This window comes from Streptomyces sp. NPDC041191, from assembly GCF_055591945.1.
This window is the reverse complement of record NZ_JBVIZC010000002.1, coordinates 265,296-283,172: the sequence shown is the minus strand read 5'-3', so window position 1 is coordinate 283,172 and position 17,877 is coordinate 265,296. Positions and strand designations below refer to the sequence as shown.

The following is a 17,877-nucleotide window of genomic DNA, read 5'->3' as shown; positions in this document are numbered from 1 at the left end:
CGGCGCCCTCGGAGGGGTACCCCTTCGCGCGCCCCGGCGCCCTCCGGGTCCTCCGCCGGTACGACGCGGAGGGCCGGATCGCCGGAGGCCGCCTCCTGGAACTCCCGGACGACCCGGCGGAGGGCTTCGACCGGGCCCTCACGGAGGCGTTCGCGGACCCGGCCGTGGCCCTGGTCCACGTCCGGGCGGTTGAGTACGGCTGCTTCCACTTCGAGGTCCGCCGCCCCTGACGGGGACGCGGAAGAGCCCCGCCGCGCTCCCGTGACCGGGGACGCGGCGGGGCTCCCGCACCCTGCCCGGCGTCAGTTGCCGCCGAGCTTCCCGTCCTTGACGCCGTTCACGAAGGCGGTGAAGGCGGTGGCGGGGAGGCTCAGGGTAGGGCCGGCGGGGTTCTTGGAGTCGCGGACGGGGACGGTACCGTGCGCGGGGACGAGGTTGACGGCGACCTCGACGCAGTTGCCGCCGTTGGAGCTGTAGGAGGAGGTGAACCAGCGGGGGGACTCGGTCGTCACGGGGTGCCCTTTCGTGCCTCATCGATCATGGCCACGGAATACGCCTGCGACAGCGATTCGGCCTGCAGTTGATGGTAGGCGGTGAGCAGGGGCAGGACGGCGGTGCTCTCGCGCTCCACGTGCCCCTGGGCGTGCGACTCGGCGTACGCCACCATGGACCGGTCCGCCAGGGTGAGCAGGTTGACCGGGAGGTTGAACGGCCGGCGCTCCCCCATGCTGAAGGGGGCCACCTGGAGCACGCCGTTCGGCTGCTCGGCGAACTCGGCCAGCCGCCTCAACTGGGCCTCCATCACGGCGTGTCCGCCGACCGGGCGGCGGATGCAGCTCTCGTCCAGGACCACGAGCATCATGGGCGGACGCTCGCGCGCCAGCGCGGCCTGCCGCCCCGCCAGGAACGCGACGCGCTCGGCCGCCTGGTCGGCCGTGATGGAGCCGCGCCGCACGTCGCCGTCGGCCAGGGCCTGCGCGTACTCCGGGGTCTGCAGCAGGCCGGGGATGATCCCGATTTCGAACAGCCGGATCTCCACCGCCCGGCTCTCGTACCCGACGTACTCCGGGAAGCCCTCCAGGAGCACGCCGTGCCGCATCTCGCGCCACTCGCGCTCGAACGACTGGCTGGTCCCGGCGAGGCCGAAGAGCTTGTCGGCCCTCCGGGAGAACGGCAGGGTCGCCGGCTTGCGGCCCGTCTCCACGGCCGAGATGTGCTGGCTGGAGCATTCCATCGGGCCGGCCAGGTCCTCCTGGATCCAGCCGCGCTCCTCCCGGAGCTTGCGCAGGCGCGCTCCGTAGGCTGCCTGCGGGCTGGACTCCGGCCGTAGTTCCTTACGGTTGACCACGAATCGTCCTTCGGGTGCGGCAAGTTGAAGGAGGGCCACTCTAGGATACTCCGCGCACCCTCGGTAGCGGTTCCGCTACATACGGGAGTCCCCGCGTGCGGAGGGGCACGCCCGGCGGCACCCTCCGGCGGCGGGTCCCGACGGGCGTCCTCCGGGGCGCGGGCCCGCGCTCACGGGCCCGTGAGCAGTTCCAGCAGGCGCGTCACCGCCGCGTCGGCGTCGGGGCGGTGGACGGCGTGGACGGCGGTGTCGAGGTAGCCGGCGTTCCCCCGGAGCGGGACGAACCGTACGCCGGTGACGGCGAGGTGCCGCAGCCCCTCGGGCAGGAGGCTCACGCACAGCCCCGCCGCGACGTAGCTGAACAGGCCGCTGAGGTCGTCGGCGGTCGCCGTGCCCCGGGGGGTGAACCCCTCCTGGTGGCAGGCGAACCGGACCTGCTCGGCGAGGACGGGCAGCGCGGCCGGGTCGGGCAGGACGAAGTCCTCGTCCCGCAGTTCCGCGAGGCCGATCTCCTCCGCGCCGGCGGTCCGGTGGCCGCACGGGACCGCCGCGCCGATCCGCTCGGTGGCGACGACCCTGTCGACCAGGTCGTCGGAGAGCCGCGCCGGGTCGCGCAGGAAGCCGAGGTCCAGCGCCCCGCTGCGCACCCGGTCGGCGACCTCGGCCGACGAACCGTGTCGGAGCTGCACCCGGAGGCCGGGCAGCCCCTCCGCCACCCGGCGCAGCATCGTGGGCAGGTAGAGGTGGCTGAGGAGGCTGACGTAGCCGACCCGGACCTCCCCCTCCAGGCCGCCGGCGACCCGCCGGGCCCGCGCGACCGCGGCGGACTGCAGGTCGAGCAGCCGCCGCGCGTCGGCCGCGAACGCCTGGCCGGCCGCGGTCGGCCGCACCCCGCCCGGCCCCCGGTCCAGCAGGCGCGCGCCCACCGCGCGTTCCAGTCGCTGGATCGCCTGGCTGAGCGGGGGCTGGCTCATGCCGAGCCGTTCGGCGGCCCGGCCGAAGTGGCCCTCCTGGACCACGACCAGGAACTGTTCCAGCGGGCGGCGGGACAGATTGATATCACCAGGGATATGAGGCACTACACCACCATATATTGGACAGACCTGGGTGCCGGGGTGTCGACTGGAATCCGACGCCCGGACCGGCCGGCCCGGACGCGGCACCCGTCCGGCTCCGTTCGGCTCCGTTCATTCCGTTCGTCCTGTTCATTCCGTTCGGCCCCGTTCGGTCCAGCCGGGTTGTCTCCTTCCGGGGGGCCGCTTCCCATGGGAAGAGGAGCGGCCCCGGGCCGCCTCCGACCGGTCGCTCTCGGTCCGTTCCCGCTTTCTCCGTCTCTCTCTGTGGGGTGATCTCCGTGGCGGTCGTGACGATCGTCGGTGCCGGCGTCATCGGCATCTCCTGGGCCCGTCTGTTCGGCGCGGCCGGCTGGGAGGTGCGCGTCAGTGACCCCCGGCCAGACCTGCGCGAACTGGTGGACCGCGAACTGGCGGGCACGCCGGTCGTGGCGACCGGCGACCTGGCCGAGGCGGTCGCCGGAACGGACTTCGTACAGGAGTCCGGACCGGAGCGCGTCGAGATCAAGGAGCAGATGTTCGCCGCGCTGGCGGCGCACACGGGCGAGGACGTGGTGCTGGCCTCGTCCTCCTCGTCCCTGCTGCCGTCGGTGATCGCCCGGGGGAACCCGGCGGCGGACCGGATCGTGATCGGCCATCCCTTCAACCCGCCGGAGCTGATGCCGCTGGTGGAGGTGGTGCCGGGACCGGAGACCTCCGGCCGCGCGGTGGACCGGGCGATCGAGGTCTACCGGGGGCTGGGGAAGCTGCCGGTCCGGCTGAAGAAGGAGATCCCGGGCTTCGTCGGCAACCGGCTCCAGAAGGTCTTCAACGACCAGTGCGCCTACCTGGTGCAGCAGGGCGTGATCGACGTGAAGGACCTCGACGACCTGGTCCGGGCCTCGCTCGGCCTGCGCTACGCCACGATCGGCCCCTTCGAGAGCGGTGTGCTCGGCGGGGGACCGGGAGGCATGCGGCACCTGGCCTCCCACGTCGGCTCGCAGATGACCTTCGAGCCCGGCGAGGCGGACCCGGCCCGGATGGGCGAGGTACTCGACGCGGTCGAGGAGGCGTACGGCACCGGCGAGGAGGCGTACGAGCGCCTCGCCCGGCTGCGCGACGGACGGACCCGCGCCGTCCTCGCACCGCTGGGCTGGCCGGAACCCGCCTCCGCGGACGGCGACCGGCGGTGACCACGGGCCGCCGGGCCGGCCCGGCGGCCCGACCGCCACGACTCCACGGCCCGGCGGCCCGACCACCACGTCCCCGCGGCCCGGCGGCCCGACCATCAACGTCCCCACGGCCCGGCGGGCCCGACCACCACGTCCCCACGACCCGGCGGCCCGACCACCACGACCCCACAGCCCGGCCGGCCCGACAGCCCGACCAACCCGACCGGCCCGGAACGCGGGACCGGCGGGCCGAGAAGAAGATTCCGAGAAGAGAAACCGTCATGCCGAAGCCGACAGAACTGCTCGCGCTCCAGATCATCCCCGGGAAGGTGCTGCGGGTGAGCCTCCCGGACGGCCGGGTGCGCACCCTGACCGACCAGGCGGGCGACGCCCCGGACGGGATCGTCGTGGAGTCCGGCGCCGTCTACTGGACCACCATGGGCGTCCCGACGAGCGACCCCGACACGCCGGGCGAGGCCGGGCACGACTTCTCCCGCCCCAACGGCGGCCTCCACGCCCTGGACCTGGACGGCGGCTCTCCGCGCGAGGTGCTCCCGCAGGGGGCGCTGACCACCGGCAAGCAGCTGACCGGTGACGGTGCCGGGACGCTGTACTGGGGCGACCGGGAGGGCCACCGGGTCAGCCGGGTCCGCACGGACGGCAGCGGCCTGACCGACCTCGTGGTGAACCCCGCCGGGGACGGCATCATGGCCGAGTGCGTCGGCGTGGCGGTCGATCCCGCCCGGGGGCACCTGTACTGGACGCAGAAGGGACCGGCCAAGGGCGGCCGGGGCCGCATCCTCCGCGCCGGCCTGGAGATCCCGGCGGGCGAGACCGCCGCGAACCGCTCCGACGTCGAGGTGCTCTGGAGCGACCTGCCCGAACCGATCGACCTGCACCTCGACGGCGGCTGGCTGTACTGGACCGACCGGGGCGCGCCGCCTGCCGGCAACACGCTCAACCGCGCGCCCGTCCCCGAGGCGGGCGCGGCGGGGCGGGCGCCCGAGATCCTCGCCGACGGGTTCGCGGAGGCGATCGGCCTCGCCGTCGACGGCGAGGAGGGCATCGCGTACGTGTCCGACCTGGGCGGCCACATCCGCGCCGTCCCCCTGCCGGGCGGTCCCGCCGACGGACAGGAGCCCCGCGAGGTCGCGGCCCTGGGAGTCCCGCTGACCGGACTGTGCTTGGTGCCCCGGGACCCGTCCGGGCGCCCCGAGTAGACCCTTCACCGCGCGCCGGAACGTGACGGAACCCGGGAGCATGTCCAGCTCCCGGGCTCCAGCTTGCCACCCATGTGCGCACACCGGCGGCGTTCGAGAACCGCGGGTCATCTTGAGATCGACGTGTTCTGCCTTTGAACTACAGCGCCACGGGAGAGGCGCCGGGGGGACTTGAACCCCCATCCGTGGATGTTCGCCCACGCTCGGTCGGTCCGGTGTTCGGCGGCGAATACTGAGACTGGAGCGAGAATCTGAGTTTCACGGGGCCGCCTCTGCCAGGCTTGGGCCACCCCCGCACATGGTGCGGGGGGAGGGATTCGAACCCCCGACCGACACCCCTTGATCAGCTTCGACATCAGTTTCAGCCTGCGCTCATCGCGCACCCTCCGCTCGCGACGGAGGGCGTATGTGGGGCTACCGGAAGAGGTAGCCGAACACCGCGTCGCCGACCCGCTGGTCGGTGACCTCGGTGCCGTTCGCCTCCTCGCGGGCGAACTTGACGGCCTGCTGGAGCTTCTCGACGCGGTCGAGGAGCTCGTTGACCCGCCGGGCGGGCAGCGCGCCGGAGAACTTCACCGTGGTCCAGTAACCGACCGGGACGTCCTCGTAGTACACCTCGACCTGCGCCGGGTGCTTCTCCGTGGCCTCGGCCTTCACGTGGTTGCGCGGGACCTTCTTCGTGCGGATGGTCCGCACCGGGTCCGTCTTCCACGAGTCCGTCGAGGGGTCCAGGCTCCACGACTCGGAGGCGTCGAGCACCGGCAGCTTGCGCACGAAGGCGTGCAGGTCGGCGAGTTGCTTCTCCAGGAACAGCAGGTACGTGACGGGCACCTGGGGCAGCAGCACCGTACCGTCGACCACCACGTCCGCGACCGCGCACCGGTTCGCCCAGTCCTTCGTCGCGGTCACGTCGAAGAGCCGCGTCAGCGTCCCGGCCGTCGTCCGCAGGGCGTCCTCGGCCTTGATCTGCACCCGCGTGGACTCGGGCGGCAGCTGCTCGCCCTCCTCGTCCTTGGGCTGGTAGGTCCGGGAGATGCCGGCCAGCAGGGCGGGCTTCTGCACGTCCTGGTGGGCCTGGGCGAGCTCCTGGAGAGCCTTGGACTTGACGCCCTTTTCGACGGCGATGATCTGATTCAGCTTGGGCACACGGCGAACCTAACAACCCCGCGCCGTACGCACATCCGATTAAACGAACGTCCTTTTCCCGCCGGCCACCGGACTAGAAGAAGGTGTACGTGGTGAGGCCGAACAGGTTGGCGAGCGCCACCAGACCGAGGGCCGTGCCGCCGGCCAGCAGGGGAAGGGCGAGGACCAGCAGGACGACCAGCCCGGCGGCGAACTGGGCGGCGTTGCGGCGCCGCAGCTGGTTGACGTCCGGGTTCCGCGGGTCGTAGACGATCTCCTCCTCGTCGCGGCCCCCGTTCGAGCCCCGGTACACGCCCGGTGCCCCCTCCGCGTCGGTGAACAGGTAGACGTACAGCGCGTCGGGGTCCCCCCGGTCGACGGACCCGGAGTTCTCCCGGCGCCCGTCCACCGTGATCCCCCGCACGGCCAGGACCCAGCCCTCGCGGACGGGCTTACCCCCCAGGGCGGCCAGGGCGACTCCGCCGCCGACCGTCATCGGGACGAACAGCCAGCAGAAGGCCCCCGCCCAGTCCTCCGTGACCAGCAGCGCCGCCATCACCAGGAAGAACGCGGCGGCGACGGCCACGCCCGGCCGGACGGCGGGAAGACCCGGACGGTCCAGGGGCTCGGTGACGACCAGGGCGGAGCCGGAGACGTGCAGCTCGGCCCCGTCGCGCACCGGCAGCGCCCCGCGCAGGACGGCGGCGAAGCGCCGCACCGCGCCGGGCCCGAGGGAGGTCAGCGCGTGGGTCCGCGCGGCCTCGGGCTCCTGCCCGGTCAGCACGACGGCGAGCGTGCGCCCACCGGGGCCGCGCACCTCCACGCGCTCGATCGCCGCCACCGGTATCCGCCGGAGTTCGCGTCTCGACCCGAGCAGCAGCTCTCCCGAGCGCAGCCGGGCGCGCCGTCCGAGGAAGCCGTGGAGCACGAGCGGGGAAGTGGTCGCCGAGGTCATCGCCCCACTGTAGGGACGGCCCGTCCGCCGCGTGGGCGCGGCCCGGAAAACCCCTCGCCGGACCGGTTCGGCCCGGCCCGGCGAGGACGTGCGCAGCCGCTGACCTCGCGGCGGAAAGGCGCGCGGTACCGGCTCCGCGAGGAAGCCTCCACTCCGGCCCGCAGGGTCTCCGGGGCCGGGTCCGGGGCGGACGCAACGAGCACCGGGCGACGAAACCGAGGGGGCGCCCATGCGCTGTATCGGCTGCGGGGAGCCGGTGCGGGGAGCCGGTGCGGGGAGTACGACGATGCCCCGCCCTGCTCCCATGTCGGGTGGCAGGGCGGGGCATCCGGTGTGACCGGCGCGGGTCGGCACTACGCTGCCTTCAACACCTCCACGGCGTGGATGCGTTCGCGAAGATCACGGACTACAGGGGAGTTCCGGGGCATGCCCAGGGTCCGCAGCTTGTCGAAGTGCTCATCTCCCCGGGCCGTCGACAGGACTTCGTAGTCATCGAGGAACCGCCCCCATGTCGTGCAGGCTTCCTCCACGTGGCCGTACTCGTACTGTCTCTGTGCGAGTACGGCGTGCGCGTGCAACCGTCCCTGCCGTTCGGAAGGGGACATGACCCGGAGGGAAGACCGGAGGGACTTGATCGAAGCTGCCAGGTCCCGCGACTCGTAGTGCACGTGTGACACGTGGAACAGAAACGCGGCCCGGTCGTACCCGCCGACGGCATCGCGCCGGGAGTCCGCCCGGGAGAGGGCTGTTTCCGCTTCCTTCAGCCGTGCGACCGCACCTTGGCGGTCACCGACCATGGCGGAGGCATGGGCTTGCTGACCCCGCAGAAACGCAACGAGCCGTGGGCCTGCCTGGGGCGCCGCTTCGGCAGCCGAGTCGGCGTACTCCAAAGCCTTGCGCCCGTGGCGGAGATGGGAGGCTTGCAGACTCATTCCGCGAAGGGTTCGGCAGTACGTGAGCTGGTCGCCGGACTCCCGAGCCAAGTCGAGCGCGTGCAGGTAGTAGGTCTGTCCCAAGCCGTGCGCCCGCTCGTACATGGCCATCCACCCAGTCAAGTAGGTGAGATCCGACGCGGCGGAAAGCATGTCGCGGTGAACGCCGGCAGAGGCGTCGGCGCGCAGGTAGCCCGCGACCGTGTTCACGAGGAATGCGGCGGCCATCGGCCGCGCATGACCCCCGCCCAGGTCATCGAGGATGTCTGCGATCTTGTCCGTCATGCGGCGGACGGTCTCGACTTCGCCCCGCCCGATACGTCCGGTCGGCCGGGTGAGGCGGTCTCGGTCATCCGCATGCGCTTGAGACACGAGAGCGGAAAAGGCTGGAACTGTGAGGGCGGCGGAGTACAGCCCCGCAGCTAAGAGCTTGCGGCGGGATGGGTTCATGTCTTCCTTCCCGAGATCGATCAGGGACTCCACGGTGTCGCGCCGGGAAGCGCTCAGGTCGCCCGACGGACGCTGCAACCCTGCTTCGGCGTAGGTCACGGGGCGCCCCAGTCGTCGTTCCAGGACAGCAAGGATTACGCCTCTGACCTGTGACTTTGGCTGAACCCCTTGCTTCCACTGGGATACGGAGGGCTGACGGTAGTTCAGGGAAAGCCCGGCCTCTGCGCCAAGACGGTTCACAGCATGCGCGAACTTCGTCTCTGAGTATCCGGCCTGTTCAAGGAGGGTGCAGAGACCCTGATTACGCCGTGCTTCGGAAGCTGCGGGCATACCGACCCCTAGCGCTTATGAGTCTTATGTTTTGGCCTCCCCGCAACGGTACCGGCCTATGCGTCTCGCGCGGTTGGCTCAGCATGCACGAACGAACTGCACGGTCGGGAACAAGTCCGTTCCCGGGGAGGTGAAGCATGGATTCCGGCAAGTGGGTCCCCACCGCCAGACGTTACGCGGTGGACATCAGCGGCAACACGCCCCGACTTGGCAGGGTGACGCGTTGCCAGGACGGACGTGTGTTCTTGCGCCCTCCAGGGGGCGGGGCCGAGTGGGCCGCTCCGCCCGAGAAGGTTCGTCGCCTCACCGAAGCCGAATGGGCGAGTATCCGTGTCGTCACCACGCCCGTGCCGGGAGCGCAGGCGTGAGCCGAGTACTGGCGCTGGTCAACTGGACCTTACGGGCCGACCGGGACGACGACGCCCCGCCGGTCACGTACCGGTTCCGGTGCCTGACGCTCAACGACGACGACACCGAGTGCGGCGCCGAGGGCGAGCCGGTCACAGACCCGGGAGCGGCGCAGGACTGGACGTTCGCGCACCTGCGTGAACACCCCGAGCACACCGGTTACGCCGGAGTCGTCGAGCTGCCCTACGTGATGTGGCGTGAGGGGCGAGCGTGACCGGGGAAGCGCCAGCCTTGCCCATCGGCTGATTTCCGCGCGGAGGGTCTGGGATACGGCACAGGTCGGGAAGCCCCATGGTCGCTCGGACTCTTCCGGAAGCCCTCTCCGGGGCCGGCACGCTCGCCGTGGGCACCGCCGGTCACGCTCGGGGGAAACGGTCCGTTCCCGATGCTCCCACCGGATTGCGCGTGCGGGCGACGGTCCCGGAGGAGCGGCATGGGAGCGGGTCCGGGTCGATGAGCCCTTGTCCACGGTCGTACCCGATGCGGATCGTGCTTACGGACTGTGCGTACGGCTCGTCGGACGTCACCGTTCGGGAGGCCGAGGGGTTGTAACCACCGCAAGCGCGCGACCGGCGCGCTCCCCGGCTCAGAGAAAGGCGTGTTCATGAAACGAGTTGTCGCCCGGCTGTGGCGGCTCATCCGGGGCCCCCTGCAATGGCGCGTCCTGTGGCTCGCCCACGCGAAGTTCATGGTGGGTGTCACGGGCGTAGTCCGTAACGACCGGGGGCAAGTCCTCCTGCTCAAGCACCGGATGTGGCCTCCGGAGCGGCCGTGGGGGTTGCCCACGGGCTATGCGATCAAGGGCGAGGAGTTCCCGCTGACCATCGTCCGGGAGGTCAGGGAAGAGACCGGACTCGACGTCAAGCCCGGCCGCCTGGTGTGCGTGAAGAGCGGCTACAAGCTCCGCGTGGAGGTCGCCTACGAAGCGCTCCACGTCGGGGGTGACCTGGCCATCGACGGTTTCGAAATTCTGGAGGCACAGTGGTTCGACCCGAATTCACTGCCGCCGGGAACGCAGGACTCCCACCGGCAGCTCATCAAGGGGGAAATCCCCTCGTAGCCACGCTGGCGCCCAACGAAAGCGTGGTCGGCGCGCGGGCCCTCGACGTGCTGGCCGCACTCCGTGCGGATGTGTCCCCCCTCACGGAGGGCCACCCGGACCACACCTTCCGTACGGCGTCCGACCGTCTGGCCCACTGGCGGGCGTCGGGCATCGACACGTCCCCGTTCCACAGTGGTTTCTGCGCCGCGTGGAACCGCTACGCCGAACTCGGACTCTCGCAGATGCTCCCCCTTCACCGGGTGGTGGTGGGGGCGGAGTCCGTACGGACCGGTGCGTTCGGCGGGTTCCACCATCCCGCCCAGGGGTATCGCCACATACAGATGTTCGCGGTGGTGACCATGTACGGGCCGCTGGAACGCGATGTCCCCGAACGGCCGGAACTCGCTCTGCTCGATCTGTTATGGGCGTACGCCCATGACTGCCTGCACTACGGCTCGCGGCGTCGGTACGTGGACATCGGGGGCGAGCCGGTCCGCACTCAGTACGGCATCAACTTCCGCCGTGTCTCGGGGCGGAGCTATTCCGCCACCGACCCGACAGATGTCCGGTACACGCGCAATCTCGGAGTGATCATGGAGGGAGCGTGCGACCGAGAAGCCCGCCGCATCACCCGAGAAGTCGCTGCCCGCGTCGGCATCCACGAACCCGAGGACCCCGCCGGGCGGCTCGCCTTCCGGGACGTCACGGGAACGCTCACGAACGATGACGTGTCGGCTCCGCCCGATGAGCGCGCCGACGAGCCCACTCGATACGCCGGAGCGCTCCGCCGCTACGAATCCGGGGTAAATCGGCGGTACGCGTTGTTCCTGGACGAGTTCGCCCCGGGGGAGGGAGATGCGTTGCACAACCTCTTGGTGCGCGCGGTGATCAGTGGAGACACGCCGGCTCTCTCGGGGTGGCTCGACTCGCGGCACGGCCCCGGGACGTTCGCCGGCGCCTTCCTCGCGGACACCTACTTCACTCCGCCCGCCGGCTGACTGTCGGCAGCCGGTACCGCCCCGTCCGTACGTTGCCCCCGTGGCGTGCGGGCGGGGCCCCTTGTCTCTACCGAACCGGGGACCGGCCCATGTTCCGGTCCACTGCCGTGTGCCGTGTGCCGTGTGCCGTGTGCCGTGTGCCGTGTGCCGTGTGCCGTGTGCCGTCTGTCGCCCGTCGAAACCGTCCGTGCCGTGGTGGACGGGCAGCCCCCGCCCCCTACTGGACGCAGAACTCGTTCCCCTCCGGGTCCGCCAGGACCACCCACGACCCCGACGGCTCGTCCACCTCCCGCAGGACCGTCGCGCCGAGGCCGCGCAGGCGGGCGACCTCCTCGTCGCGGGTGCCCTCCTCCGTGTGGAGGTCCAGGTGGAGGCGGTTCTTGGTGGTCTTCGGCTCCGGGACGCGCTGGAAGAGGATGCGGCGGCCCCGGCCCGTGTCGGTGGCCTCGTCGTAGGGGTCGTCCGGGTGGCGCACGGCGGCGAGGTCGCGCCAGCCGAGGCGTTCGCGCTCCGTGCCCCCGTGGACGGTGGCCGTGGCCTCCAGGGGGGCGGCGCCCAGGTCGAGGAGGCGGCGGACGAGGCCGCTGTGGTCCTCCTCCCGGTAGCGGAGGGCGCCCGCCCAGAAGGTGGCCTGGGCGTGCGGGTCGACGGCGTCGAGAACGAGCTTCCAGTGCAGTGCGTTCATGTAACCAGTTATAGTGGTTACATGCCTCGGACCGCTACCGGAACGACCCTCTCGCACCACGACGGGCAGACCTTCCGCTTCGACGCGGGCGCCCTCTGCCTCGAACTGCTCCTCACCGGCGGTCCCGGCCCGGTCGCCTCCCGGTACGAAGTCCTCGACCGCGCCGAGGGCCTGCTCGCCTGGGTGCGGACCTGCCGGCTGGCCCCCGGCCCGGACCTGACCGTCACCGGCGCGGAGCTGGCGGCGGTACGGGAGACGAGGGACGCCCTCTGGGGCCTCGCCCTCGCGCGGGCCGAGGGGAGGCCGTACGCCCCCCGGGAACTGGCGGTGGTCAACGCCGCCGCCACCGGCGCGCCCCTCGCCTCCCTGATCTCCGCCGACGGCACGCGCGCGTGGGCTCCCGGCGCCACCGGGGCCGGGCTCCTGGCGACGCTCGCCCGCGACGCGGTGGACCTCCTGACCGGGCCGTACGCCGACCGGATCCGGGTCTGCGGCGCCGCCGACTGCTCCCTGCTCTTCGTCGACACCTCGCGTCCCGGGCGCCGCCGCTGGTGCTCGATGGACCGGTGCGGCAACCGCCACAAGGTGCGGGCCCACCGGTCCCGCACCCCTTCGGAAGGAGAAGCGTGATGCCCGTGGGACTGACGCGGGACGCCGGCTGGGAGATCGGCGTCTCGAAGACCCTGCCCCTGCCCGTGACGGCCGTCTGGGACTTCCTGGTCTCTCCCGGGGGCCTGGCCCTGTGGCTCGGGCCGGGCGCCTCGCTGCCCCCGGCGGGCGACCCCGCCCTCCGGAGCCTCCGGCCCCGCGACCGGGTCCGCCTCTCGTACGGCGGGACCGTCCTCCAGGTCACCGTCTCCCCGGCGGGCGACGGCCGGACCGTCCTCCGCTTCCACCAGGAACACCTGGCCGACGCGGAGGAACGCGAGCGCCGCCGCGCCCACTGGAAGGCCGTGACGGCGGAGATCGCACGGACCCTCGCTCCCTAGGGGGCGGGGACCCGCAGGTGGTCCAGCAGCCCCTCCGGCTCCGGGTACGGCTCCTCGCGGGGGAGCAGCGCGCGGGCCCCGTCGAGGTCACCGGCCCGGACCAGCGCGTGGACGCGGTGGGCGAGCGGGGTCACGTCGGTGACGGACACCGTCCACTCGTCCGCGTACCGCCGGACCGCCTCGCCCGACAGACCGAGCTGGAGCGAGCGGTACGGGAGCGGACGGAGGCGCAGGTCCCGCTCCGGGTCCCACTGGACCCGGGCCGGGGCGCCCCGCAGCTCCCGCCGCCATGCGTCCCGGTCGGGATGGAGGCCGCGTTCGTAGTGGGAGAGGCAGGCGTTCCGCAGGGCCCACTCGAAGCCCTCGCGGGTGATCTCCACGGCGAGGACCGTCTCCTGGCCCTCCTTCGTGCCCCAGCCCGAGCGGTACATCATCCACAGGAACGACGGCTTGATCCACGTCATGCGGTCCCGCTTCCAGAGGGCCGGAAACCGTCCCTCCCGCGCCGTCGGCAGCCCGATCGCGGGCGGGTACGCCTGGTGGACGGTGACGGTACGGGCGGTGTGGACCGCGCGCACGCGGTACCTCGGCTCTTCCGGTTCTTCCATGCGCCTCAGGGTGGGCGAAGTCCCCGGGCGGAGCCATCGATTATTCCGGCCGGAGCCGTTCCGCCGTTCCGCCGTTCCGCCGTTCCGCCGTTCCGCCGTTCCGCCGTTCCGCCGTCACGCCCGGCGCGTCGGGGCCGCGGGTGCCTCGGCCCCCGACGGAACCCCGGCCTCCGGCGCCCCGGCCGCCTGGACCGCCGCCGCCCCGGCCGCCGCTCTGCTGCGGCGGCCCGTGCGCAGCGCGTCCCAGGTGAGGATCGTCAGGGCCAGCCAGACGAGGGAGAAGCCCGCCCACCGCTCCGGGGGCATCGCCTCGTGGAAGTAGAGGACGCCCAGGAGGAACTGGAAGGTCGGCGCGAGGTACTGGAGGAGCCCGAGCGTCGACAGCGGTACGCGGATCGCCGCCGCGCCGAAGCAGACCAGCGGGACCGCCGTGACCAGACCGGTGGCGGCGAGCAGCGCGGTGTGACCGGCGCCGTGCGCGCCGAAGGCCAGGGTGCCCCGGGTCCCGAGCCAGACCAGGTAGGCGAGGGCGGGCAGGAACTGGACGGCGGTCTCGGCGGCCAGCGACTCCAGGCCGCCGAGGTTGACCTTCTTCTTCACCAGGCCGTAGAGCGCGAAGGAGAAGGCGAGGACGAGCGAGATCCAGGGCGGCTGCCCGTATCCGATCGCGAGGACGAGCACGGCGGCGAAACCGATCCCGACCGCCGCCCACTGCGCCGGGCGCAGCCGTTCCTGGAGGACGAGGACGCCGAGGGCGATGGTGACGAGCGGGTTGATGAAGTAGCCGAGGGACGCCTCGACGACGTGGCCGCTGTTGACGGACCAGATGTACAGGCCCCAGTTCACCGTGATGACGGCGGCGGCGACGGTGATCAGGCCGAGCTTGCGCGGGCTGCGCGCCAGCTCCCGTATCCAGCCCCAGCGGCGCAGCGCGAGGAGGGCGAGGGCGACGAAGACCAGGGACCACGCCATGCGGTGGGCGAGGATCTCGATCGCCCCGGCGGGCTTGAGGAGCGGCCAGAAGAGCGGGACCAGGCCCCACATGCCGTAGGCGCCGATCCCGTAGAGCAGTCCCGCTCGTCCCTCGTCGTCCTTCTTCACCGGACCTCCCGCCCCGTACCGTGCCGCCCTGCCGGCCGCTCTGCCGACGGTAGCTCCGCACGGGGCGGGTTGTCATGCCCGTACCGCTATACGGTCATGACGGCCGGTGCGCCTCGCGGACGGCGGCCGGCGCCCCGGGCCGGTCCTCCCGGTCCCGGCGCCCCGGGCCCCGCGGGCGGACGTCAGCCGACGACCGTCCAGGTGTCGTTCCCGGTGAGGAGCCGTCCCAGGTCGCCCCTGCCGTGCCGCTCCACGGCCGCGTCGAGCTGCTCGGCCATCAGGGCGTCGTAGACCGGCCGCTCCACCGACCGGAACACCCCGACGGGGGTGTGGTGGAGGGTGTCGGGGTCCGCGAGTCGGGAGAGCGCGAAGGCGGTGGTGGGGGAGGCGGCGCGGGCGTCGTGGACGAGGACGCGCGCCTCGTTCTCCGGGGTGACCGTGACCACGTGGAGGTCGCCGGTGTCGGGGTCCCGCACGACGCCCTTCTCGTTCTCCGCGCCGAAGCGGATCGGCTGCCCGTGTTCGAGCCGGATCACCGCCTCCCGCGCCCGGTCCTTGTCCTTCAGGACCTCGAAGGCGCCGTCGTTGAAGATGTTGCAGTTCTGGTAGATCTCCACGAGCGCGGTGCCGTCGTGCTCGGCGGCCTGCCGCAGCACCTCGGTCAGGTGCTTGCGGTCGGAGTCGACCGTACGGGCCACGAAGGAGGCTTCCGCGCCCAGCGCGAGCGAGACGGGGTTGAAGGGCGCGTCGAGCGAGCCCATCGGCGTCGACTTGGTGACCTTGCCGACCTCGGAGGTGGGGGAGTACTGGCCCTTGGTCAGCCCGTAGATCCGGTTGTTGAAGAGCAGGATCTTGAGGTTCACGTTGCGGCGCAGGGCGTGGATCAGGTGGTTGCCGCCGATGGAGAGCGCGTCGCCGTCGCCGGTCACGACCCAGACGGACAGGTCGCGGCGCGAGGTGGCCAGACCGGTGGCGATGGCCGGGGCGCGACCGTGGATGGAGTGCATCCCGTAGGTGTTCAGGTAGTACGGGAAGCGGGAGGAGCAGCCGATGCCGGAGACGAAGACGATGTTCTCCTTCGCCAGGCCCAGCTCCGGCAGGAAGCCCTGCACGGCGGCGAGGACGGCGTAGTCGCCGCAGCCGGGGCACCAGCGGACCTCCTGGTCCGACTTGAAGTCCTTCATGGACTGCGGGGCCCCGGCCTTTGGCACCAGGCTCAGGAGCGAGTCACTGCGCGGCTCAGCCATCGATGGCCTCCTTGAGGACGGCGGCGAGCCGTTCGGCCTTGAACGGCATGCCGTTGACCTGGGTGTGACTGCGGGCGTCGACCAGGTACTTCGCCCGGATCAGGGTCGCGAGCTGACCGAGGTTCATCTCCGGGACCACGACCTTCTCGTACCGCTCCAGCACCTCCCCGAGGTTCTTCGGGAAGGGGTTGAGGTGGCGCAGGTGGGCCTGGGCGACGGGCAGCCCGGCGGCCCTGAGGCGGCGGACGGCCGCCGTGATCGGCCCGTAGGTGGAACCCCAGCCCACGACCAGGGTGGACGCGCCGTCCGGGTCGTCCACCTCCAGGTCCGGGACCTCGATGCCGTCGATCTTGGCCTGGCGGACGCGGACCATGAAGTCGTGGTTGGCGGGGTCGTACGAGATGTCGCCGGTGCCGTCCTGCTTCTCGATGCCGCCGATGCGGTGCTCCAGGCCGGGGGTGCCGGGCACGGCCCACGGGCGGGCGAGGGTCTCCGGGTCACGCTTGTACGGCCGGAAGACCCCGGTGCCGTCCTCCAGGGCGTGGTTGGGGCCGGTGGCGAAGGGGGTCCTCAGGTCGGGCAGCTCGGCCGTGTCCGGGACGCGCCAGGGCTCGGAGCCGTTGGCCAGGTAGCCGTCGGAGAGCAGGAAGACCGGGGTCCGGTACGCGAGCGCGATCCGGGCCGCCTCCAGGGCCGCGTCGAAGCAGTCGGCGGGCGTCCTCGGCGCGACCACCGGGACCGGCGCCTCGCCGTTGCGGCCGTACATCGCCTGGAGGAGGTCGGCCTGCTCGGTCTTGGTCGGCAGGCCGGTCGACGGGCCGCCGCGCTGGATGTCCACCACCAGCAGCGGCAGTTCGAGGGAGACGGCCAGGCCGATCGTCTCCGACTTCAGCGCCACGCCGGGGCCGGAGGTGGTCGTCACGGCGAGGGAGCCGCCGAAGGCCGCGCCGAGGGCGGCGCCGATCCCGGCGATCTCGTCCTCGGCCTGGAAGGTCCGCACGCCGAAGTTCTTGTGCCGGCTCAGCTCGTGCAGGATGTCCGAGGCCGGGGTGATCGGGTACGAGCCGAGGTAGAGCGGCAGGTCCGCCCGGTCGGCGGCGGCGATCAGCCCGTACGACAGCGCCAGGTTCCCGGAGATGTTGCGGTACGTGCCGGCCGGGAACGCCTGCGCGGCCGGGGCGACCTCGTAGGAGACGGCGAAGTCCTCGGTCGTCTCGCCGAAGTTCCAGCCGGCCCGGAAGGCGGCCACGTTGGCCTCGGCGATCTGCGGCTTCCCGGCGAACTTCCGGCGCAGGAACGCCTCGGTGCCCTCGGTCGGCCGGTGGTACATCCACGACAGCAGCCCGAGCGCGAACATGTTCTTCGACCGCTCGGCCTCCTTCCTGGGCAGGCCGAACTCCTTCAGGGCCTCCAGGGTCAGCGTGGTCAGCGGCACCGGGTGGACCCGGTAGCCGTCCAGCGAGCCGTCCTCCAGGGGCGAGACCGCGTAGCCGACCTTGGCCATGGCGCGCTTGGCGAACTCGTCGGTGTTGACGATGATCTCGCCGCCGCGCGGCACGTCCCCGATGTTCGCCCTCAGCGCGGCGGGGTTCATCGCGACCAGCACGTCCGGCGCGTCGCCCGGGGTCAGGATGTCGTGGTCCGCGAAGTGGAGCTGGAAGGACGACACGCCCGGCAGCGTCCCGGCGGGGGCCCGGATCTCGGCCGGGAAGTTCGGCAGCGTGGAGAGGTCGTTCCCGAAGGACGCCGTCTCCGAGGTGAAGCGGTCGCCCGTGAGCTGCATGCCGTCGCCCGAGTCGCCCGCGAAGCGGATGACCACCCGGTCGAGCCGGCGGACTTCCTTCCCGGTGCCGTGCGGGGACGTCGCCGGGGCACCGCGCTGCTCCCCGAGCAGGGCCTCACCGGCCTCGCTGCTGACCTGGCTGGTCACTGAACTGGACCTCCCTCGTCGCAGGGGGGCTCTCCGCCGGAGGCGGGGAGCGGCTCGGGGAGCGGCCGGCCGATCACCGTCCGTCCCGTCGCCCACCCTACGACGGGAAGGGGGAACCGCCCGGGACTTCTCGCATCGCGGACCCGGTTTCGGGACGCCCTTTTGCCCGGTGACGTCCCGTTGTGCCGTCACCGGGCGCATTTGGAAGATCGCGTTCCGTTTCACTCCCGGGGGTGCGCGGCGGGCGCCCGGGGCCGCGCGCCGGTCCTTCAGGACCTCAAGACC

General features: G+C 72.0%; 18 protein-coding genes and 1 pseudogene. 8 read left to right on the top strand and 11 right to left on the bottom strand.

Going from position 1 to position 17,877, the window contains the following annotated elements; all coding sequences use genetic code 11:
• Positions 1–11 precede the first annotated feature (11 nt).
• Positions 12–230: pseudogene (locus ACZ6AQ_RS04495) on the top strand (DUF1203 domain-containing protein); the annotation flags it as partial.
• A gap of 72 nt (positions 231–302) precedes the next feature.
• Here ACZ6AQ_RS04495 and ACZ6AQ_RS04490 read toward each other — a convergent pair.
• The 3 genes from ACZ6AQ_RS04490 to ACZ6AQ_RS04480 form a co-directional block, all read right to left on the bottom strand.
• Entirely contained in the window at positions 303–512 is a 210-nt protein-coding gene (locus ACZ6AQ_RS04490; RefSeq protein WP_468757389.1) for a DUF397 domain-containing protein, read from the bottom strand.
• Positions 509–1,348, bottom strand: a complete 840-nt coding sequence (locus tag ACZ6AQ_RS04485; RefSeq protein WP_468757387.1) for a helix-turn-helix domain-containing protein — start codon at positions 1,346–1,348, stop codon at positions 509–511. The genes ACZ6AQ_RS04490 and ACZ6AQ_RS04485 overlap by 4 nt, the downstream gene beginning before the upstream one ends.
• A gap of 170 nt (positions 1,349–1,518) precedes the next feature.
• Positions 1,519–2,427 (bottom strand): LysR family transcriptional regulator, encoded by a 909-nt coding sequence (locus tag ACZ6AQ_RS04480; RefSeq protein ID WP_468757386.1) that lies wholly within the window; start codon positions 2,425–2,427, stop codon positions 1,519–1,521.
• 275 nt (positions 2,428–2,702) lie between these two features.
• Between ACZ6AQ_RS04480 and ACZ6AQ_RS04475 the strand changes: the two genes are divergently transcribed.
• Positions 2,703–3,593, top strand: a complete 891-nt coding sequence (locus tag ACZ6AQ_RS04475) for a 3-hydroxyacyl-CoA dehydrogenase NAD-binding domain-containing protein (protein WP_468757384.1) — start codon at positions 2,703–2,705, stop codon at positions 3,591–3,593.
• Between the two features lie 260 nt (positions 3,594–3,853).
• A complete protein-coding gene (locus ACZ6AQ_RS04470) occupies positions 3,854–4,792 on the top strand; it encodes a hypothetical protein (protein WP_468757382.1) in 939 nt (312 codons plus the stop codon).
• Between the two features lie 414 nt (positions 4,793–5,206).
• On the opposite strand, the gene ACZ6AQ_RS04465 is transcribed toward ACZ6AQ_RS04470, so the two are convergent.
• From ACZ6AQ_RS04465 to ACZ6AQ_RS04455, 3 genes are all read right to left on the bottom strand, one after another.
• Positions 5,207–5,938, bottom strand: coding sequence for a DUF7873 family protein (locus ACZ6AQ_RS04465; protein ID WP_468757380.1), 732 nt, complete (start codon positions 5,936–5,938; stop codon positions 5,207–5,209).
• Positions 5,939–6,011: 73 nt separating this feature from the next.
• On the bottom strand, positions 6,012–6,872 hold the full coding sequence (locus ACZ6AQ_RS04460; RefSeq protein ID WP_468757378.1) for a hypothetical protein: 861 nt from the start codon (positions 6,870–6,872) through the stop codon (positions 6,012–6,014).
• 353 nt (positions 6,873–7,225) lie between these two features.
• Positions 7,226–8,584 (bottom strand): hypothetical protein, encoded by a 1,359-nt coding sequence (locus ACZ6AQ_RS04455; protein ID WP_468757376.1) that lies wholly within the window; start codon positions 8,582–8,584, stop codon positions 7,226–7,228.
• 364 nt (positions 8,585–8,948) lie between these two features.
• Between ACZ6AQ_RS04455 and ACZ6AQ_RS04450 the strand changes: the two genes are divergently transcribed.
• The 3 genes from ACZ6AQ_RS04450 (at position 8,949) to ACZ6AQ_RS04440 (ending at position 11,032) form a co-directional block, all read left to right on the top strand.
• Positions 8,949–9,206 carry a DUF7848 domain-containing protein gene (locus ACZ6AQ_RS04450; RefSeq protein ID WP_388688180.1) on the top strand — a complete coding sequence of 86 codons (258 nt, stop codon included), beginning with the start codon at positions 8,949–8,951 and terminating at the stop codon, positions 9,204–9,206.
• 390 nt (positions 9,207–9,596) lie between these two features.
• Positions 9,597–10,052: an NUDIX domain-containing protein gene (locus ACZ6AQ_RS04445; protein WP_468757374.1), complete on the top strand. Its 456-nt coding sequence runs from the start codon at positions 9,597–9,599 to the stop codon at positions 10,050–10,052.
• Between the two features lie 224 nt (positions 10,053–10,276).
• The gene (locus ACZ6AQ_RS04440; RefSeq protein WP_468757372.1) at positions 10,277–11,032 is read left to right on the top strand and encodes a hypothetical protein; all 756 of its coding nucleotides are present in this window, start codon (positions 10,277–10,279) and stop codon (positions 11,030–11,032) included.
• 217 nt (positions 11,033–11,249) lie between these two features.
• Here the strand turns inward: ACZ6AQ_RS04440 and ACZ6AQ_RS04435 are convergent, their stop codons facing one another.
• Entirely contained in the window at positions 11,250–11,717 is a 468-nt protein-coding gene (locus ACZ6AQ_RS04435; protein ID WP_468757370.1) for a VOC family protein, read from the bottom strand.
• Between the two features lie 21 nt (positions 11,718–11,738).
• Between ACZ6AQ_RS04435 and ACZ6AQ_RS04430 the strand changes: the two genes are divergently transcribed.
• Positions 11,739–12,347 (top strand): CGNR zinc finger domain-containing protein, encoded by a 609-nt coding sequence (locus ACZ6AQ_RS04430; RefSeq protein WP_468757368.1) that lies wholly within the window; start codon positions 11,739–11,741, stop codon positions 12,345–12,347.
• Positions 12,347–12,706 carry an SRPBCC domain-containing protein gene (locus ACZ6AQ_RS04425; protein WP_468757366.1) on the top strand — a complete coding sequence of 120 codons (360 nt, stop codon included), beginning with the start codon at positions 12,347–12,349 and terminating at the stop codon, positions 12,704–12,706. Before ACZ6AQ_RS04430 ends, ACZ6AQ_RS04425 begins: the two co-directional genes overlap by 1 nt.
• Here the strand turns inward: ACZ6AQ_RS04425 and ACZ6AQ_RS04420 are convergent.
• The 4 genes from ACZ6AQ_RS04420 to ACZ6AQ_RS04405 all read right to left on the bottom strand — a co-directional run bounded on the left by ACZ6AQ_RS04420 (position 12,703) and on the right by ACZ6AQ_RS04405 (position 17,592).
• Positions 12,703–13,314 carry a DUF4291 domain-containing protein gene (locus ACZ6AQ_RS04420; protein WP_468757364.1) on the bottom strand — a complete coding sequence of 204 codons (612 nt, stop codon included), beginning with the start codon at positions 13,312–13,314 and terminating at the stop codon, positions 12,703–12,705. The genes ACZ6AQ_RS04425 and ACZ6AQ_RS04420 overlap by 4 nt on opposite strands.
• Before the next feature lie 114 nt (positions 13,315–13,428).
• Complete coding sequence (gene rarD, locus ACZ6AQ_RS04415) at positions 13,429–14,415, bottom strand: EamA family transporter RarD (RefSeq protein WP_468757362.1); 987 nt, start codon at positions 14,413–14,415, stop codon at positions 13,429–13,431.
• Positions 14,416–14,597: 182 nt separating this feature from the next.
• Complete coding sequence (locus tag ACZ6AQ_RS04410; RefSeq protein WP_468757360.1) at positions 14,598–15,662, bottom strand: 2-oxoacid:ferredoxin oxidoreductase subunit beta; 1,065 nt, start codon at positions 15,660–15,662, stop codon at positions 14,598–14,600.
• Positions 15,655–17,592 carry a 2-oxoacid:acceptor oxidoreductase subunit alpha gene (locus ACZ6AQ_RS04405; protein WP_468757358.1) on the bottom strand — a complete coding sequence of 646 codons (1,938 nt, stop codon included), beginning with the start codon at positions 17,590–17,592 and terminating at the stop codon, positions 15,655–15,657. Before ACZ6AQ_RS04405 ends, ACZ6AQ_RS04410 begins: the two co-directional genes overlap by 8 nt.
• Between the last annotated feature and the right edge of the window lie 285 nt (positions 17,593–17,877).

What these genes read in the sequence shown, in the direction of transcription:
- ACZ6AQ_RS04435 (WP_468757370.1), bottom strand. Translation starts at nt 11,717, where the DNA reads ATGAACGCACTGCACTGGAAGCTCGTTCTCGACGCCGTCGACCCGCAC.
- ACZ6AQ_RS04470 (WP_468757382.1), top strand. Translation starts at nt 3,854, where the DNA reads ATGCCGAAGCCGACAGAACTGCTCGCGCTCCAGATCATCCCCGGGAAG.
- ACZ6AQ_RS04455 (WP_468757376.1), bottom strand. Translation starts at nt 8,584, where the DNA reads ATGCCCGCAGCTTCCGAAGCACGGCGTAATCAGGGTCTCTGCACCCTC.
- ACZ6AQ_RS04460 (WP_468757378.1), bottom strand. Translation starts at nt 6,872, where the DNA reads ATGACCTCGGCGACCACTTCCCCGCTCGTGCTCCACGGCTTCCTCGGA.
- ACZ6AQ_RS04425 (WP_468757366.1), top strand. Translation starts at nt 12,347, where the DNA reads ATGCCCGTGGGACTGACGCGGGACGCCGGCTGGGAGATCGGCGTCTCG.
- ACZ6AQ_RS04440 (WP_468757372.1), top strand. Translation starts at nt 10,277, where the DNA reads ATGCTCCCCCTTCACCGGGTGGTGGTGGGGGCGGAGTCCGTACGGACC.
- ACZ6AQ_RS04420 (WP_468757364.1), bottom strand. Translation starts at nt 13,314, where the DNA reads ATGGAAGAACCGGAAGAGCCGAGGTACCGCGTGCGCGCGGTCCACACC.
- ACZ6AQ_RS04430 (WP_468757368.1), top strand. Translation starts at nt 11,739, where the DNA reads ATGCCTCGGACCGCTACCGGAACGACCCTCTCGCACCACGACGGGCAG.
- ACZ6AQ_RS04410 (WP_468757360.1), bottom strand. Translation starts at nt 15,662, where the DNA reads ATGGCTGAGCCGCGCAGTGACTCGCTCCTGAGCCTGGTGCCAAAGGCC.
- ACZ6AQ_RS04445 (WP_468757374.1), top strand. Translation starts at nt 9,597, where the DNA reads ATGAAACGAGTTGTCGCCCGGCTGTGGCGGCTCATCCGGGGCCCCCTG.